Source organism: Roseibium sp. AWQ4_254 (assembly GCF_056161025.1).
Genome location: NZ_JBSWYH010000011.1, coordinates 91,438 through 108,703, shown reverse-complemented (window position 1 = coordinate 108,703; position 17,266 = coordinate 91,438). Strand labels below are relative to the sequence as shown.

General features: G+C 61.7%; 16 protein-coding genes. 9 read left to right on the top strand and 7 right to left on the bottom strand.

Annotation, left to right across the window (positions count from 1 at the left end; genetic code table 11):
* The first annotated feature begins 59 nt into the window (after positions 1–59).
* Positions 60–608, top strand: coding sequence for an AraC family transcriptional regulator (locus ACXAIC_RS10575; RefSeq protein WP_475177522.1), 549 nt, complete (start codon positions 60–62; stop codon positions 606–608).
* A 136-nt stretch (positions 609–744) separates the two neighbouring features.
* On the opposite strand, the gene ACXAIC_RS10570 is transcribed toward ACXAIC_RS10575, so the two are convergent.
* Complete coding sequence (locus ACXAIC_RS10570; RefSeq protein WP_141188395.1) at positions 745–957, bottom strand: cold-shock protein; 213 nt, start codon at positions 955–957, stop codon at positions 745–747.
* A gap of 385 nt (positions 958–1,342) precedes the next feature.
* On the opposite strand from ACXAIC_RS10570, the gene ACXAIC_RS10565 reads away from it, so the two are divergent.
* Positions 1,343–1,693: a BA14K family protein gene (locus ACXAIC_RS10565; protein WP_475177515.1), complete on the top strand. Its 351-nt coding sequence runs from the start codon at positions 1,343–1,345 to the stop codon at positions 1,691–1,693.
* A 73-nt stretch (positions 1,694–1,766) separates the two neighbouring features.
* On the opposite strand, the gene ACXAIC_RS10560 is transcribed toward ACXAIC_RS10565, so the two are convergent.
* Both ACXAIC_RS10560 and ACXAIC_RS10555 read right to left on the bottom strand, forming a co-directional pair.
* The gene (locus ACXAIC_RS10560; RefSeq protein WP_475177507.1) at positions 1,767–2,231 is read right to left on the bottom strand and encodes a YaiI/YqxD family protein; all 465 of its coding nucleotides are present in this window, start codon (positions 2,229–2,231) and stop codon (positions 1,767–1,769) included.
* Complete coding sequence (locus ACXAIC_RS10555) at positions 2,228–3,499, bottom strand: TIGR03862 family flavoprotein (RefSeq protein WP_475177502.1); 1,272 nt, start codon at positions 3,497–3,499, stop codon at positions 2,228–2,230. The genes ACXAIC_RS10560 and ACXAIC_RS10555 overlap by 4 nt, the downstream gene beginning before the upstream one ends.
* Positions 3,500–3,689: 190 nt before the next feature.
* Between ACXAIC_RS10555 and ACXAIC_RS10550 the strand changes: the two genes are divergently transcribed.
* Positions 3,690–4,874, top strand: a complete 1,185-nt coding sequence (locus tag ACXAIC_RS10550; protein ID WP_475177497.1) for an HD domain-containing phosphohydrolase — start codon at positions 3,690–3,692, stop codon at positions 4,872–4,874.
* 41 nt (positions 4,875–4,915) lie between these two features.
* On the opposite strand, the gene ACXAIC_RS10545 is transcribed toward ACXAIC_RS10550, so the two are convergent.
* Both ACXAIC_RS10545 and ACXAIC_RS10540 read right to left on the bottom strand, forming a co-directional pair.
* Entirely contained in the window at positions 4,916–5,710 is a 795-nt protein-coding gene (locus ACXAIC_RS10545) for a glycosyltransferase family 2 protein (RefSeq protein WP_475177493.1), read from the bottom strand.
* Between the two features lie 89 nt (positions 5,711–5,799).
* Complete coding sequence (locus ACXAIC_RS10540) at positions 5,800–7,464, bottom strand: alpha-glucosidase (protein WP_475177490.1); 1,665 nt, start codon at positions 7,462–7,464, stop codon at positions 5,800–5,802.
* Between the two features lie 763 nt (positions 7,465–8,227).
* On the opposite strand from ACXAIC_RS10540, the gene ACXAIC_RS10535 reads away from it, so the two are divergent.
* A complete protein-coding gene (locus tag ACXAIC_RS10535; RefSeq protein WP_475177487.1) occupies positions 8,228–9,394 on the top strand; it encodes an acetyl-CoA acetyltransferase in 1,167 nt (388 codons plus the stop codon).
* A 405-nt stretch (positions 9,395–9,799) separates the two neighbouring features.
* On the opposite strand, the gene ACXAIC_RS10530 is transcribed toward ACXAIC_RS10535, so the two are convergent.
* Positions 9,800–10,321 carry an invasion associated locus B family protein gene (locus ACXAIC_RS10530; protein WP_475177481.1) on the bottom strand — a complete coding sequence of 174 codons (522 nt, stop codon included), beginning with the start codon at positions 10,319–10,321 and terminating at the stop codon, positions 9,800–9,802.
* 279 nt (positions 10,322–10,600) lie between these two features.
* On the opposite strand from ACXAIC_RS10530, the gene cysG reads away from it, so the two are divergent.
* The 5 genes from cysG (at position 10,601) to ACXAIC_RS10505 (ending at position 15,534) form a co-directional block, all read left to right on the top strand.
* The gene (gene cysG, locus ACXAIC_RS10525; protein WP_475177477.1) at positions 10,601–12,064 is read left to right on the top strand and encodes a siroheme synthase CysG; all 1,464 of its coding nucleotides are present in this window, start codon (positions 10,601–10,603) and stop codon (positions 12,062–12,064) included.
* A 17-nt stretch (positions 12,065–12,081) separates the two neighbouring features.
* Positions 12,082–12,381 (top strand): DUF2849 domain-containing protein, encoded by a 300-nt coding sequence (locus ACXAIC_RS10520; RefSeq protein ID WP_475177474.1) that lies wholly within the window; start codon positions 12,082–12,084, stop codon positions 12,379–12,381.
* Positions 12,382–12,453: 72 nt separating this feature from the next.
* The gene (locus ACXAIC_RS10515; RefSeq protein WP_475177470.1) at positions 12,454–14,112 is read left to right on the top strand and encodes a nitrite/sulfite reductase; all 1,659 of its coding nucleotides are present in this window, start codon (positions 12,454–12,456) and stop codon (positions 14,110–14,112) included.
* Positions 14,099–14,860 carry a phosphoadenylyl-sulfate reductase gene (locus ACXAIC_RS10510; protein ID WP_475177467.1) on the top strand — a complete coding sequence of 254 codons (762 nt, stop codon included), beginning with the start codon at positions 14,099–14,101 and terminating at the stop codon, positions 14,858–14,860. Before ACXAIC_RS10515 ends, ACXAIC_RS10510 begins: the two co-directional genes overlap by 14 nt.
* 134 nt (positions 14,861–14,994) lie before the next feature.
* Positions 14,995–15,534 (top strand): DUF934 domain-containing protein, encoded by a 540-nt coding sequence (locus ACXAIC_RS10505; protein WP_475177464.1) that lies wholly within the window; start codon positions 14,995–14,997, stop codon positions 15,532–15,534.
* Positions 15,535–15,629: 95 nt separating this feature from the next.
* Here the strand turns inward: ACXAIC_RS10505 and ACXAIC_RS10500 are convergent, their stop codons facing one another.
* Positions 15,630–17,264: a HAMP domain-containing sensor histidine kinase gene (locus ACXAIC_RS10500; RefSeq protein ID WP_475177462.1), complete on the bottom strand. Its 1,635-nt coding sequence runs from the start codon at positions 17,262–17,264 to the stop codon at positions 15,630–15,632.
* Positions 17,265–17,266 lie beyond the last annotated feature (2 nt).

The window sequence follows — 17,266 nt, the reverse complement described above, 5'->3', positions numbered from 1 at the left end:
CCTTTTCAAAGGTGGATGACGTTCGCCGCGCCATGGGCTTCCTGAGCCTGGAAGAGACCATGGACCTGGGCAGCAGGAACAGGGTTCTTGATCCCTTTTCCGTACTCATTTCCGCAGGAATTCAGGTCGGAGAGGGCAACATATTCTATCCGGGCGTGACGCTTCAGGCCGATGGTGCAGCTGAAATGCGGATCGGTGACGAAAATATCTTCCACAGTGGCACTCTTTTTCTGGCAACACGTGGCCATATCACCGTCGGGTCTCACAACCAGTTCGGCGATGGCGGTTTTACTGCAAAGTCGAATCGTCCTGGCGCCTTTATCGAGATTGGGGACAGAGGCCGTTATAGCAACAATCCCACGCTGCTTGGTCAAACCCGGTTGGGCGATGGCGCACAAGTGCTCGGGACCATTCTGGTCGAGTCTTGTATTTTGCAGTGCGGAGGCAGTTTTGAGGAACCGGATCCGGATTTGCGGGCCGCTGTTCTGAAAGGTTGGGGCGTGGCGCGGAACCTGAAAGTCGCCAGAGGCTACGTCATCAACGGCGCTGGTCCATTTGACGAGGCGCTGCCGCTGCCACAAAGCCACTTTCACCCAAAAGCCACATAGAGGGCGCGCAGTTGTCTCGGATCATACGCGATCTGCCCTAAAAGATCCGGCACAAAAAGCAAAACGGGGCCATAGGGGCCCCGTTCGAAACTCGCGTTTTCAGGCAGGCTGTCTGGCCGCCTGTGACATGAAAGACTTAGAGCAGTTCCAGCTGGGCTGCCTGCTTGCCGCGGCCGCGGCGGTCGTCTTCAGCGACGAAGGAGATCTTGGCGCCTTCGACGGGCGTTCCGATACCGGCCTGCTCGAACGCGGTTACGTGAACAAAAACGTCCTTGCCGCCATTTTCAGGCGTAATGAAGCCGAAGCCACGGTCGTGGTTGAAGAACTTGATGGTGCCGTTCTCACGCATGGAGAAACCTTTCCGTTGGTTTGGCGTCTGCCGGATTCCCGGCGGACGCGAGAAAACGAGAAGTCAATAAGAAACGGAAAGCTTGGGTTTTCAGAGCAGCGCTTAAAAGAGCGTCACCGAAGTCAGTCTCACCGGGTCTTTCGTCATGTCCCGTACGGCGCAACGCGCGCCGATGCCCGGCAATGTAGGTCCGAGGTGCGGGCAAGGCAAGTGAAAGAAACGTGAGAATTCGTCCTAAGGAGGTTTGTCAAGGGTGCAAAGGGGGCGAATTGCCAAAGAAACAGCCTGTGACTGCGGTCACAGAACCAAAGACCGGTCAGGGCTAAAGTCCTTTCATGAGCTGAGGCAACGACGAACCGCCTCACAGAACCGAAGGGACACCGACATGTTCAGGAAAATCGCACTCACCGCTTCTGCGCTGGCTCTTGTCGCCGGTGTCACGCTGACCGCCCAGACAGAAACCGCACATGCCGGGAACGGCTGGCGGGTTGGAGCCGGCATCGCCGGAGGCCTGGCCGCAGGCGCTATCATCGGCTCAGCGCTCTCCCGTCCGCGCTATGTGGCACCGCGCTATTATGCTCCGCCCCCGGCCTATTATCCGGCTCCGGTTGTCACCTACCGCCCGGCGCCCTGGACCCCGGCCTGGTACAATTACTGCCACGCCAAATACCGGTCCTTCAATCCGAACACCGGTTATTTCCTGGCCTATTCCGGCCAGTACAAGTTCTGCCGCTAAGCCGGTCCCGGCACGGGACACCGTGCAACCGGCCAAGCCCTGCAAGGTGTGCCTCCCCACCTTGCTGGGCTTTTCATGGGGTGGTTCCGGACAGGCGCCTGGCAGCCCGCATGGTCGTTTCAAGCTGGTTGAGAAAGCGGGACCGGTCCGCCTTGGTGAAGGCCGGGCCGCCTTCCCGGATCTCGCCAGCCTCGCGCAAATGGGTATTGAGGTCACGCATGGCGAGCCGCATGCCGATGCCTTCTTCCCGAAAGGGTTTGCCGGTGGGGCCGATCACCAGAGCCCCTTCCTTCACGCAGCGCGCGGCCAGCGGCACGTCCGCCGTGACCACCACATCCCCGATGCTTGCCCTCTCCGCAATCCAGTTATCGGCCTCATCGGGGCCTTCGGGCACGACCACCCGCTTGATCAGGTCGCCCTCCGGCAGCCGCATCCAGCTGTTGGACACAAAGACAATCTCCACCCCGTGCCGCTCCCCGACGCGCACGGCCTCCTGCTTCACCGGGCAGGCATCCGCATCCACATAAAGTCTGGTCATTTGAGGTCCTTTCCGGCTGCCGTTTCCAGATAGGCCATCAGCCCGTCGCTGGCCCGGTGGGCGGTGGCAAAACAGGCCTGTAACAGGTAGCCACCCGTCGGGGCTTCCCAATCCAGCATTTCTCCGGCGGCAAACACCCCCGGCACCGCCTTAAGCATCAGGTCCCCGGCGACCGCGTCAAGCGGAACACCGCCTGCCGATGAAATCGCCCGGCTGATGTCATAGGGCGCCTTGCAGGAAAGGGGCAGGCTCTTGATCCGTCCGGCCAGGGCTTCGGCTGAGCCGGGCAGGGGGCCGGCCTCACGCAACAGCGCCTGTTCGGCAGGGAGGAGCTTCAGGGTCTTTTTCAGAAAGGTGGCCCAGGACTGTTTGCCGCGCGGGCGGGCCAGCTTTTGGGCAAGTGTCTCCTCACTGGCCGCCGGGCGCAGGTCGAGGGCAATGCGGGCTGATCCTTCGCAGGCAATGGCCTCCCGGATCGCGGCGGAGAGGGCATAAACAGCGCCGCCCTCAAGTCCTTGGTCTGAAATCACCGCCTCGCCCAGCACTGTGTCGTCTCCAAGGCGGAGGCCGATCCGTTTCAGCGGGGCACCTGCAAAGCGCTCTTTCAGAACCGCGCTCCAGGCGATCTGAAAGCCGCAATTGGCGGGCTTGAAAGGGTGAAGGGCAACGCCCTTGTCTTCCAGCGCCGGGCACCAGGCGGCATTGGACCCAAGCTTGGGCCAGCTTGCACCACCCAGGGCAAGCAGCACCGCACGCGCCGGAACGGTGATCGTCTCGCCGGTTGCCGTTTCAAGCTGCACGGCCAGAGTGCTTTCAGGGGCGCTTTCCCTTGTCCTGCTTTGCCCGGCAGTCTCTTCTTGCGCAAACCCGGTGAAGCTGTGGCGCATCATCAGCGTCACCCCATTCTGCCGCAGCCTGCCCAACAACGCCCGCAGCAGGGGCGAGGCTTTCATGGCCTTCGGGAACACCCGGCCGCTTGTGCCGGTGAAGGTCTCCTGTCCGAGCCCCTCGCACCAGCCGGTCAGCTTGGCCGGGGGGAAGGCCTCAATCATCGGCGCCAGAAAGGGCTCCGCCTCCCGGTAGCGGGACAGGAACCGGGGCAGGTCTTCGCTGTGGGTGAGATTGAGCCCGCCCCGGCCGGCCATCAGGAATTTGCGCGCAGGCGAGGCCATCCGGTCGGCCACCGCAACGCGATGGCCTTCGGCCGAAAGCCGGTCGGCCGCATAAAGCCCGGCAGGGCCGGCACCAAGGATCAGGACATCAAGCATGAGGCCTTATAGAGCCTTCGCTTCAAAACGCCACAGGGGTGTTCCGCGTCTCTGCGACTTTTGGAGGAAACAGCGCCCGGAAACGGAACAGAAACGCAAGATTTTGTTATCGCTATTGTGGCATGCTTTGGGATCACCCGTTGCGGAGTGGCCCCAGAACAAGGGCCAGTCCCGGAAAAAGGGGGCTTTGATGGATAAGGCGGCCGAGCTGATTGTCGTAATGGATCCGGACCCAGCGGTCCGGTCGGCATTCGAGCGCCTGTTTGGCGATTTCTACCGGCTGGCCAGTTTCGGCGACCCGGAAGAAGCCCTTGTGTTTTTGAAGAAAAATCCCTCAACCGCGGTTGTGTTCTCCAGCTACAATCTGCCTGGGCTCAGCGGTTCTACCTTCTTAAGCGCAGCCGAGCAAATTGCGCCGCAGGCCGCGCGGGTCATGCTGACGCGCGAAACTTCTGCTGAGGCCATCAAGAAGACGCTGAATGAAGGCCATGCCTTCATGTATCTTGAAAAGCCGTGCCAGCAGAAGGACCTCGCTGCGGCCCTGGACAGCGCGCTGGCCCACCATGCGCAACTGGTCAAGGACAGGGGCATGCTGGAGCGGACACTCGCAGGTTCGGTCAAGCTTTTGATCGACATGCTGGGTCTGTTTCATCCCGAGGCGTTCCAGCGCACCGGGCTAGTGCGCAAGCAGGCGCTGAAACTGGCCCGCAAGATGGGCATGCGCAAGACCTGGGAACTGGAGATGGCCGTGTTGCTGTCGCCGCTCGGTGAAGCGCTGCTGCCCAAGCAAATCCTGGCCCGCTACCGGGCAGCCCGCAGCCTGACGGAACAGGAACGGGACGTGCTGGAACGGTCCCCCGCCCAGACCCGGGATCTTCTTTTGAACATTCCGCAACTGGAAAAGGTGGCCGAACAGCTTTACCTGTCCTCCCGCGGCTTTGACGGCTCCGGCTTTCCAAAAGACGGGCCAAAGGGCACGGATATTCCGGTGGTCTCGCGCATCATCAAGCTGCTGACGGACCTGTGGTATGCCAGCCCGCAAAACGGGCCGGATGCGGCTGCTTTTGAAGCGCTGACCATCAACCGGCGCAAATATGATCCCGATCTTCTGGCCGCAGCAAAGGAAGTGCTGCTGGATGACGTGCCCGAAGAGCGCAAGATGCGCATCATCGAATGCCACATCCGCTCGCTCCGGCCGGGCGACATCCTGGTCGATGATGTGCTGACGCAAAACAGCCACGAACTGGTACTGGCGCGTGACCATACGTTGACACCCACAACCATCCGCCGCCTTGTCCATTTCGATCAGACTGCCGGTGTGCGCCAGCCCATCCGGGTGGAGCGTCAGATGGCGTCAGAAGAGGCCGTGGGATAGGTCCCTCCACTGACCGGTAGCGCGCGCGATGCGGGGTTCCGTCAGCGGGGTTTGCCGTCCTTCCGGTCCGAAAGCTCCGCCTCATAGGCCTTGGCAACCCGCAGAAACCGGGCGTGGGCGTAGTTCACGGCAAGGATCAGACCCCACCAGCCATATTTGCGGTATTTGCGGGCAAAATAGGCTTTCAGAAAACTGACTGGAAATTCGGTGAGCAGCCGGCTGCGCGGCAGTTTGCGGCCCCTGGCGCGCATATCCTCCACCTGCATACCGGAGTAGCGGTTGTATTTGCCGACCTGAAACGCCAGTGACCGGATTGAGCGGTGGGCCATGATGCCGGACAGATCTGCGATTTTTGCCCCGTCATCCGGGCGCACCGTGTCATGCACGATGGAGTCGGAAAACCGGCCCTTGCGCCGGTCGTAGAGCCGGATCTGGTGATAGCCATAGGCCCAGGCGGCGGGGTCTGCCTCATGGGCAAAGATGTCGCGGATCATGATCCGCCAGCCATCCGCCGCTTTGTAGCTGCCATCTGCAAATTTCGCCTGGATCTCGGCGGCCAGCTCTGGTGTGACTTCTTCGTCCGCATCCAGATTGAGCAGCCAGTCATTGCGGCACTGGTCTTCGCCGAAGCGCTTTTGCGGGCCATAGCCGGGCCAGTCATGATGCAGCACCCGGGCGCCGAGTTCTGAGGCCACCTTGACGGTTTCATCGGCTGACCCACTGTCAATCACGATCACCTCATCGGCCCAAGTGATCACGCTTTGGATCGGCCTTGCAATGCGGTCGGCTTCGTCTTTGGCAATGATGAAGACGGAGAGGGGCAGGCGGTCGCTCATGGAAGGGTCCGGCAAGTCTTGAAAACGGAGCGGGGTCTGGCCCGGTGCGTTCTTTTAGCCGCACCGGGCCGGATTTTGAAGCCGCAAGATCAGGGTTTCACACGGGCAAAGGCGGCGTCCAGCCCCGGCAGGGTGAGGGTGCTACCCTCCAGGGAGCCGGAAAAGCCGGGGACGGGCAGAAGATCAAGGGCCCGCTTGCCCAGGTCGATCACCGCAGGCGCGTCTGCCAGATTGAAGGCGCACAGGAGGGTTTCGCCCTGATGGCTGCGGGTAAAGACCAGGGTCTCCCCGGCACTGTCTGCAAAGACAATGTCCCCCTTCAAAAGCGGCAGCTGCTGCTTGCGCCAGGCAAAAAAGGCCCGGTTCCGGTTCAAGATGGAGGCCGGGTCCACGTCCTGATCAAGCGCTGCAAGGGCCAGGTGCTCCACGGGAACCGGCAGCCACGGGGCGGCCTCCGAAAAGCCGCCATGCACGCGGTCCCCGTGCCAGGGCATGGGCGTGCGGCAGCCGTCGCGGCCCTTGTAGTCCGGCCAGAAGCGGATGCCGTAAGGGTCCTGGAGCTGGTCAAAGGGCACATCGGCCTGGGGCAGGCCCAGTTCTTCGCCCTGATAGAGGCAGGGCGTGCCTCTGAGGGAGGCACACAGGGCCGTTGCCAGCGGGGCGAACCGGTGCGGGTCTAGCTCTGCTCCCCACCGGGTGGCAACCCGCATCACATCATGGTTGGACAGCGCCCAGCTGGCCCAGCCGCCTTCAATGCCATGGGTCATGTCTTCAACGATCTGGCGGATATAGCTGGCGCCGTGCTGGGGCGTCAGAAGATCGAAACTATAGGCCATATGGATGCGCTTGTCCGCTTCCGTATAGGAGGCCGTCAGCTCGACAGCCTGGCCATCCGCGCCGATTTCTCCGACCGAGGCCGTGCCCGGATAGCTGTCCAAAAGCGCGCGGAACCGTTCCAGAAATTCAAGATTCTCCGGCCGGGTCTTGTCGTAAAGATGCTCCTGGAAGCCGTAAGGGTTGGTGGGATCGACCGTTGACGGCAATTCATTGGCGCTGAGCGGGGGATTGTCCCGCAAGGCGGCGTCGTGGAAATAGAAATTCACCGTATCGAGGCGGAAGCCGTCCACGCCCCGCTCCAGCCAGAACCGGGCCGCCTCCAGCACGGCGGTCTGAACCTCGGGATTGTGAAAGTTCAGATCCGGCTGGCTGGCCAGGAAATTGTGCATGTAATACTGGCAGCGGCGGCTGTCCCATTCCCAGGCCGGGCCACCAAAGATCGACAGCCAGTTGGTGGGAGGGGTGCCGTCCGCTTTTGCATCGGCCCAGACATACCATTCTGCCTTGGCATTGTCCTTCGACGACCGGCTTTCCTTGAACCACGCGTGCTGGTCGGAGGTGTGGGAGATCACCAGATCAATCATGACCTTCAGCCCGTGCGCATGGGCGGCGGCGGTCATGCGGTCGAAATCCGCCAGGGTGCCGAACATCGGGTCGACGGATTCGTAGTCCGACACGTCGTAACCGAAATCCTTCATCGGCGAAGTGAAGAAGGGGGATAGCCAGACCGCATCGGCCCCGAGTGAGGCGATATAGTCCATCTGCCCGGTAATCCCGTTGAGATCTCCGATGCCATCGCCATTGCTGTCCTTGAAGGAGCGGGGATAGATCTGGTAGATCACCGCGCCGCGCCACCAGTCCAGATCTTTGGCCTGCCGGGAGGCGTCCGTGCGGGCTGTGTCGGCATCTTCAAACATGCAGGGTCTCCACGCCGCGTCCCGTGCGGCACTCAAAATTTCAAAGCGCTTTGAACCGCTACAGACAGGGGATCTTCAGGTCAAGATGGCGTTTTGAAAAAGACGGGGGCTGCTGCAGCAGGCGCACAAAAGGCAGAGATTGTCAGGCACGGCGCGGGCGTGGAGCCGACCGGTGCGCGGGCCCCAAGAAATCGCGGCAGGCGGCGAAGTCCTCAATCTTAAACTATTGTGCCAAAACGAAAAACCGGCCCTGAAATTCAGGGCCGGTGACTCGTCTGAAAAATCTCGAAAAACGATTTTGTCCGGAACGCGCAGATGAATAAACGCTTCTCGTGACAGGTCAATGAAAGATTCCGTAGGGTTTTGCTGAATTTTTACGCAATTTTGACGAGGGGTGCCACTGAAGATACCCGAAATCTCATTTTGAAAATAAAATAAGACATTGAAATAAAAAATATAATATAAATTGAATGACGTTTTCGTCAATTTCTTCTTGCAATGCCGACGGGAAGCTGGAACTGTCCCGATCAACAAATTGTCATTTCTGCCAAAGTGAGTTTGGGAGGCATCCGCCCGGTTTGAAGCCGTGCGCCTGTCCGCTCAGCTGGAGCGCCGGTCTAGCCTGCAGACGGGTTGGCCCTCTTTCAGAGGGGCTTCTCGGGTTCTCTTTGGTATAAAGTCGATACCGGACCGGACAGGCGGTCCCTGCTGCTAGGGGGATACCCCTGCGGGGCAACCGGTCAGACCAACTGGAGGAACTCTCATGACGGCAGCAATGGTGGGCTGGGCCCATATGCCTTTTGGCAAACATGCGGACGAAACGGTGGAAAGCATGATCGTCAAGGTGGCGGTCGAAGCGCTTCACGACGCGGGCATTGCCCCGGAAGAGGTCGATGAAATCCTGCTCGGGCATTTCAATGCCGGGTTTTCGGCCCAGGATTTCACCGCGTCGCTCGTGCTTCAGGCTGATCCGGCGCTTCGGTTCAAACCGGCTACACGGGTGGAAAATGCCTGTGCCACGGGGTCTGCGGCCGTGCACCAGGGCGTGCGCGCGATTGCCTCCGGAGATGCCCGTATCGTTCTTGTGGTTGGCGTGGAGCAGATGACCACGACGCCGGGACCGGAAATTGGCAAGAACCTTTTGAAAGCCTCCTATCTGAAGGAAGAAGGGGACATTCCGGCCGGGTTTGCCGGCGTTTTCGGCAAGATTGCCGATTCCTATTTCCAGACATATGGCGACCAGTCCGATGCGCTGGCCAGAATCGCCGCCAAGAACCACAAGAACGGGGTGAACAACCCCTATGCCCAGATGCGCAAGGATCTTGGCTTTGAGTTCTGCCGGGCGGAAAGCGAGAAGAACCCCTATGTTGCCGGTCCGCTGAAGCGCACGGACTGCTCACTTGTGTCCGATGGGGCGGCGGCTCTGGTTCTGACCGACACGGCGACCGCGCTTGGTATGAAAAAGGCGGTGGCCTTCCGCGGCATGGCCCATGTGCAGGATTTCCTGCCCATGTCCCGCCGGGACATCTTAAAATTCGAAGGCTGCTCCAAGGCTTGGGGCGAGGCTCTGGGCGATGCCAATCTGGCGCTTGAGGACCTGTCCTTTGTCGAGACACATGACTGTTTCACCATCGCCGAACTGATCGAATATGAAGCCATGGGCCTGACGGCAGAGGGCGAAGGGGCACGGGCGGTTCTGGAAGGCTGGACCGAAATGGGCGGCAAGCTGCCGGTCAACCCGTCCGGGGGCTTGAAGTCCAAGGGCCACCCCATCGGCGCCACCGGGGTGTCCATGCATGTGCTCACCGCCATGCAGCTCACCGGAACCGCCGGGGACATTCAGGTCAAGGACGCGGAAATCGGCGGCATCTTCAACATGGGTGGCGCAGCCGTTGCCAATTTCGTCTCCGTCCTTCAGGCGATGAAATAAGATTTCTGTCTTTCAGGAGTGGTTCGGATCCTCTAAGACCACCGCGCCACTCCTCGTCCCACGGGCTGGCCGCCCATCTGCCAGCCGGGAATGTCAGGACGCAAAGGCGGCCGTATGGCCGCTCCTATCGCAAGTGCTGAGACGCGTGTGCTGGGTGTGGCCCGTCAGCTGCCCGCTACTCAGTTTTCCCACGCAGCGCACTCGATTGCTGCTTTCGCTGGAATGACGGCGGGGGCAAACCGGCGTGTTGCTCCGGGTGCCGTCCCGGCCCAGCGAAGCCCGTGACAGGATCCAGTCTGCGAAAACCGGGACATCTCACCATTTCCAATGGGCTTCGGGGTTCCGCGAGCGCCGTCCCGGATCAGATCCGGGACCGGCCCCTTTGGTGAGGTTGGCATCAAGCTCCTACTGGATTGCCGCCATGGCGCGGCTGAAGCCGGTCAGAGGGATTTCAACAGCTTGCCGGCTACCGGCTGCCGGGGCGAAATCGATTTTTAGCTTTGCCCCCGCTTTCATGGCCTCGATCATGTCTGGCGTCGCTTTAGCCGACAGGAAGCAGCCGCGGCCGTCACAGGTGCCCACATCCAGGTCGCGCATCGGCGTGCCGTCCACCGACAGCTTGATCTTGCCTGGAATATAGAACCCCAGCGGCAGCTGCATCTGCAGCACCGGGGCGGCCTTGTTGGCCGGATAGATGATATCGACCTTGAAGAGCAACTGGCCGCTGTCTTTGACGCGAACGCTCTGGGACGCTTCGCAAATCAGCGCATCGGCGGCGCGTGAGCCGCCGGCGCATCGGGTCTGCCACAAGGCGTCACCGGTTGCCGAGGCAGGAGGAGGGGTCTCCTGGGCGCTGGCGGGAAGGGCAACGCTCAGGAGGCAGCAGGATGTGGCGGCGGCCACGAGAAAGGCTTTGAGGGAAGACATATTTACGATCTTTGTCTGGATGGGTCGCGTCCGGGCGAAGTCATAGCGTTCAAAGCCAGCCCCGTCACGCAAAACGTGCCGGATTTCGCCAGACAGCGTCCGGATTTTCCACCTGCCGCAAGGGCAGTTTTTGCAGCTCCGGAAACCGGAATCGGCCAAATGCCGGGAACGGAAAAAACTATTCCCCTTCCGCGCCAAGCTTTGAAAACCGGTGCCCGGCACCGGTGGCTGCAGCCCTCTACATTAGAGCCATCAAACTGGGATTGGAGACCCTTGACGATGGCAATCCGCCGTGGCGACAAAGTGAAAACGCTGAAAAAGCCGGAAGACCGGCTGGACGTCTTCCCGGCGTTCATGAAGGTGGCGGGCCGCAAGGTGATTGTGGTTGGCCATGGCGGCGAGGCAGCGGCGAAGGTCCGTCTTCTGGGCGAGACCAATGCGCAGATCACTGTGATCGCCCGGGAGATCGAACCGGATCTTCAGGAGGCTGTCGATCTGTTCCAGGCAGACCATCTGGCCGAAGACTTCCGTCCCGCCCATTTGACCGGGGCCGCTCTTGTGTTTTCCGCGCGTGAAGATCTTGCGCTTGATAAAGCGGTGGTCGGCGCCGCCCGGATCATGGGCGTGCCGGTCAATGCGGTCGACAAGCCGGAGCTGTGCGATTTTTACACCGGGGCGCTGGTCAACCGGGCGCCGATTGCTGTTGCCGTCAGCTCCACCGGGGTTGGTCCGGTTCTCTCCCGCCACATCCGCGCGCGGATTGAGGCAATGCTGCCTTTGGCCACCGGAGAGCTAGCCCGGCTGGCGGAAAGCTTCCGTGATGCGGCCACAAAGGTGATTGCCGATGGCGCGCTGCGCCGGACTTTCTGGGCCCGTTTCTTTTCCGGCTCTGTCGCAACCAACCTTTATGCCGGGCGGGCCGGTGTGGCGCGCGCCGAAGCGCAGCGTCTCCTGAACGGCATGGCCGATGAGCCGGGCTTTGTCTGGCTGGTCGGGGCAGGCCCCGGTGCGGAAGATCTCCTGACGCTGCGCGCGCAGCGCCTGCTGCAGGAGGCGGACGTGATTGTCCATGACGCGCTGGTGCCGGCAAGCGTTGTTGCCATGGGCCGCCGGGATGCGGAGCGGATTTCTGTCGGCAAGCGCAAGGGCGCCCATTCCGTCCCGCAGTCGGAGATCTGCCATTTGCTGGTGGAGCTGGGCCGCAAGGGGCATAAGGTGGTGCGGCTGAAAGCCGGTGATCCGATGATTTTCGGCCGGGCGGCGGAAGAGATGGATGCCCTGCGGAAAGACGGGATCGGTTTCGAAATCGTGCCGGGTGTCACGGCTGCCTTTGCGGCAGCAGCCTCGGCCCAGATCCCGTTGACCCTGCGCGGAGTTGCCTCCAATCTGGTATTTGCCACCGGCCACAATGCCAAGTCCGAAACCCTGCCCGACTGGGCCGGGCTGGCCCTGAAAGGCGCGACGGTTGCTGTCTATATGGGCCGCACGGTGGCCTCAGCTGTTGCTGACAAAATGATCAGCGCCGGCCTGAAGCCGGAAACTCCCGTTGCCGTTGTTGAAAACGCCGCCCATTCCGACGAGCGCCTGTTTGCCGGCACCTTGTCCGAGCTGGCGGTCCTGTCGAACCGGGCGGAGATTGACGGCCCGGTCCTGATTGTCATTGGCGAGGCTGTTGGCCACGCCGCCCTTCACAAGGCCGAACCGCTGGCGCCGCTTGATGTGGCCCGCGCGGCGGTTGCCTGAGGCAAGAAAGAGACGCGATGAAAGTCATTACCGCCAACCGCCTGTTGAATGGCGATGTCGTCTGGCTTGGAGAACACGGCACCTGGGTCGAGCGGGTCACGCTGGCCCGGGTCTATGACGGCAAGGAGGCCGTTGCCGAAGGCCTCGCCCTTGGTCAGGAGGCTGAACGGAACCAGGAGGTCGTTGGGGTCTATGACATGGCGGTGACCCGGGAAGACGGCGTCATTGTTCCGGTGCGTCTGCGCGAGCGCATCCGCGCCGCAGGCCCGACCACACACCCGGAGCTCGGTAAACAGGCCCAGCCTGTTTCCGCCTGATCACCCACCACCACGAGGGAAGGGCTGCGCCAGCACTCACGGCCCCGGCAGCGCCCGCAAGGAGAGTTCAAGATGTACCGCTACGACGAATTTGACGCCAGCTTTGTCAATCAGCGCACGGAACAGTTCAAGGATCAGGTCCGCCGCCGCATGGCCGGCGAATTGTCTGAAGACGAGTTCAAGCCGCTCCGGCTGATGAACGGGCTCTACCTCCAGCTACATGCCTATATGCTGCGGGTCGCCATTCCCTATGGCACCTTGAACAGCCGCCAGATGCGCAAGCTTGCCCATATTGCCCGCACCTATGACAAGGGCTACGGCCATTTCACCACACGCCAGAACATTCAGTTCAACTGGCCCAGGCTGGAAGACACACCGAAGATCCTGGAAGAACTGGCCGAAGTGGAAATGCATGCCATCCAGACCTCGGGCAACTGCATCCGCAATGTAACGGCGGACCACTTTGCCGGGGCAGCGGCGGACGAGATCGCCGATCCGCGCCCCTATGCGGAAATCCTGCGGCAATGGTCGTCTCTGCATCCGGAATTCTCGTTCCTGCCGCGCAAGTTCAAGATTGCGATCACCGGTGCGCCGAATGACCGGGCCGCCGTTCAGGTCCACGACATTGGCCTGCAGCTGGCCCGCAACGACGCGGGGGAAGTCGGTTTCGTGGTGTTTGTCGGCGGCGGGCTTGGCCGCACGCCCATGATTGGCCGCAAGGTGCGTGACTTCCTGCCGGAAGAAGATCTTCTAGCCTATTCCGAAGCGATCCTGCGTGTCTATAACCGCTATGGCCGCCGCGACAACAAGTATAAGGCGAGGATCAAGATCCTGGTGCATGAGACCGGCCTGGACGAGCTGAAGGCGGACATTGAGGCGGAATTTGAAAAGATCCGCTTCGGGGTTCTGCGCCTGCCGGATGAGGAAGTGCGCCGCATCGAGGCGTATTTTGCCCCGCCACCGCTGGAAGTGGGCGCCCCTGAGGCCGAGGCCGTCGAGGCGCGGCGCGCCAGCGATGCCGCCTTTGCGCAATTTCTGGCCCATAATCTCAACCCGCACCGGGTTCCCGGTTATACGTCCGTGACCCTGTCCATGAAGCCGATCGGCGGCATCCCGGGCGATGCGTCCGATGCGCAGATGGAGGTGATCGCGGATCTGGCGGAGCAGTTCGGCCATGACGAAATCCGTATCAGCCACGAGCAGAATGTCATTCTGCCCCATGTGAAACTGGAGGACCTGCCCGCCCTGTTCGACCGTCTGACGGCGGCGGAGATTGCCGAGGGAAATGCGGGTCTGATCACCGACATCATCGCCTGCCCGGGCATGGATTACTGTGCCCTTGCCACGGCCCGCTCGATCCCGGTCGCTCAGCGCATTTCGGAGCGGTTCGGCACGGCGGAGCGCCAATCGGAGATTGGCGAGCTGAAGATCAAGATCTCCGGCTGCATCAATGCCTGCGGGCACCATCATGTCGGACATATCGGCATTCTCGGCCTGGAGAAGAAGGGCGAGGAATTCTACCAGGTGACGCTTGGCGGCTCCGCCAATGAAAACGCGTCCATTGGTGAGATCGTTGGCCGCGGCTTTTCCTCAGATGAGGTGGTCGATGCCATTGAGACCCTTGTGGACACCTATCTCGGTCTGAGATCGGGCAAGGAGGAAACCTTCCTGGAGGCTTACCGCCGGGTCGGGGAGGAGCCCTTCAAGGAGGCCCTTTATGGCGCTGCATGATACATTTTCCCTCGGAGTGGATCCGGAACTCGGTCTTCAGGCAGAAGCTGCGGCACTGAACACGCAGTTTGAGGATGCCCCGGCCGAGGAGATCTTGCGCGGTGCGATCCGGCATCAATTTGCCGGCCGTATTGCCATGGTCTCCAGCTTCGGCGCGGACAGCGCGGTGCTGTTGCATATGGTGGCGCAGATCGATCCCACGACGCCGGTCCTGTTTATCGACACGGTGAAGCTGTTTCCGGCAACGCTTCTTTACCGGGATGAACTGGTCTTCCGGCTTGGCCTCAGCGATGTCAGAACCTTCAAGCCGGAAAAGGAGGATATTGCGGAGAAGGACCCCGCGGGCATGTTGTGGATGTCCGATACGGATGCCTGCTGCCATATCCGTAAAGTGGTGCCGCTGGAACGGGCGCTCACCGGGTTTGAAGCCTGGGTGTCCGGACGCAAACGGCATCAGAGCGCGACCCGTTCCAGTCTGGAGCATTTCGAGATTGACGCCGGGCGCGTGAAGGTCAATCCGCTGGCCGAGTGGTCGGCGGCCGAGGTGCTGGACTATGCCCGCGCCCATGACCTGCCACCCCATCCGCTTGTGGCCCAGGGCTATCCGTCCATCGGATGCCTGCCCTGCACCAGCAAGGTCGCACCGGGGGAAGACCCGCGTGCCGGGCGCTGGCGCGGACAGGAAAAGACCGAGTGTGGTATCCACTGGCCGACCCATGGCAAGGAAATTGACGGCAGCGGGATCTGACCTGCGCCGGAATCAGGGCAGGTCCGGGAAGGGGAAAACCGGTTTTTCTCCGGAACTGCCGCAAGAACAACGAGTTAGAGTGAGCCTCGGGCTTTGTGTGAGACCGGAATGCTCTGGAATGTGAGGACGCAGGAATGGCCACGATTTTCAAGGACGGTGAGTTCGCCGAAGAAAGCTGGACCCGGTTAGAGGCAGATGCCGCGCAACCGGCCAGCGATGAGGCGGATCTGCTGGTGCCGCAGACGCAGTTTCTGGACGCAGCAGACGCTTTTCTGGCCCGCTCCGGGAAAACAGCGGTTCTGGTTGAAGCCGGAGATGATGTGGAGCTGATCCAGCCCTATCTGGACCGGCTGGCTCATGTGGCGGTCGACTTCCCGAGCTTTGCGGACGGCCGTAGCTTTTCCGCAGCGCGCGTGCTGCGGGAACGGATCGGGTATCAGGGCGACATCCGCGCGGTTGGAAGCTATATCCTGGATCAGGTGCCGCTGGCCCGCCGCTGCGGGGTGTCGTCTTTCGAACTGTCCAAGCCGGAAGTGCTGAAGGCGCTTCAAGCTGGCGAGTGGCCGGAAGTCACCAAATACTTGCAGCCGGTCGGCACAGTGGACGAAATCCCCGAGGGCACCCGCCCCTGGGCCCGCCGCTCCGTCCGCGATGTGGCTGTGGCGGCAGAATAGCGCTTTCCCAGGTTTTGCCTAGGGTCCCTCACGCGGTTGAAATGCGCACAGCAATATATGTGTGACAGCCTCACAGCGTGCGGGGCTGCTTTATCTTAGCTGGGCACCGGCAAGAACCGGATTTCGAAACAGGCGCCCTTGTCCTGCGGTACGTGGGTGATGGTGCCGTGGTGGGCCTGAAGAAGGGCGCGGATGATGCCCAGGCCCATGCCGGTGCCGCCGCTGGCGCGGCGGGTGGTGAAAAACAGATCAAACACCTGATCCTGATTGCCCGGCGAAATCCCGGTGCCAGTATCCCTGACCGTGAGCACTAGCCCGTCGGCAGACCGGTCCGGTATGAACACGATCCGGTCGGCCCCGTGGCGCCGGGAATTGTCGATCAGGTTTTCCAACACGATCCGGGCATTTTCCGCCGACAGCGGCAGCAGGCAATCGGCTGTCATGTCGATGGAAATGCCCTGAAATCGGGCGCGGCTGGTCTCCAGCACATTGCCCATCCGGCAATTGCCGCCGATCTGGACGCTCTCGGCGCGTGCAAGGTCCCGCAGCCGGTTGAGCAGCCGCGAGGCCCGGTCCGTGTCGGTCAGGATATTGCCGAGAAATTTTGCCCGTTCGGCCTCCGTCAGGTCCCCGCCGCCATCGCGCAGCAATTCGGCCGCCCCCTGGATGGCGGTCAGCGGGGTCTTCAGCTCATGGGTGACATGATTGGCGAAGGTATTGATATAGTCGTTGCGCTCAAACAGCTTTTGCGACGTCTCCAGCATGCTCTGCGAGAGCTCATGGATCTCCCGGTTGCCATGAAGGGCCAGCGGCTTAAGCGCGTCCCGGTCGCCGCGGCCAATTTTGCGTGAGCGCTCCGTCAGAGCCTTGATCGGCGCGGAAATGCCCCGGGAAAAGATAGCGCCGACGATGAAGGTGGCGCCGAGAATGAAGGCCAGAACCCAGAAGACGGTTTCCCGCTTCAGGAACATTTCCTTCAAGATGTTGCTCGGCGTGCGCGAGGCATAGACCGCCCCGGCCACCCGCCCGTCGACCAGCACCGGCAGGGCCACAAACACCCGCACGCTGGTGCCCCGGCTGAGGGAGTAGATCGGCTGGGGATTGTTGACCACCCGTTTGCGCAGCGCGCTGCCATAGCGCCCGGCAAGGGCGCTTTTGACTTCCATCACATGGGCGAGCGACCGGCCTTTTTCGGTCCGTCCCGCAATCACGACGCCTTTGGGGTCCAGCACCCGGAACCCGGCCAGGGTCAGCCTTTGGGTCTGAAGCAGGATCGGATCAAGCTGCTTGCCGACCTTTGTATAAACACGTGCAACCGGCGAGGAGGCGGGTCGTGCCTCCGGCCGGCTTGGCAGGACCGGTGTCTTGTTGAGATTGAGCACCGGCAATTGCGGTGTCCATCCACCTTTGAGGCGGTAGGAAGCACTCCGGTCTTTCTTTTGTGGAGACGGGCTGCCACTTTCCGGGGACGCCGCTGCAGTCCGGACCGGGCCGAGGGGGATCTGACGGGCGCGTGACTGGGACAGAAGCTGGGCGGTCGTTGCTGCGATTGCGGCCGACTGGGCAATCAGCTCAGCCTCTGTTGTTTCAATCAGCTGGTTTTCATAGACCCGGAAGAACACGATGCCGGCAAGCGGCACCAGCAGCATGATGGCCAGAACCAGGGCAATCACGAGGCTGAGCGGAGGGCGCCAGCGGTCCCGGAACGCGCGGGGGAACAGGCTCAGCACAG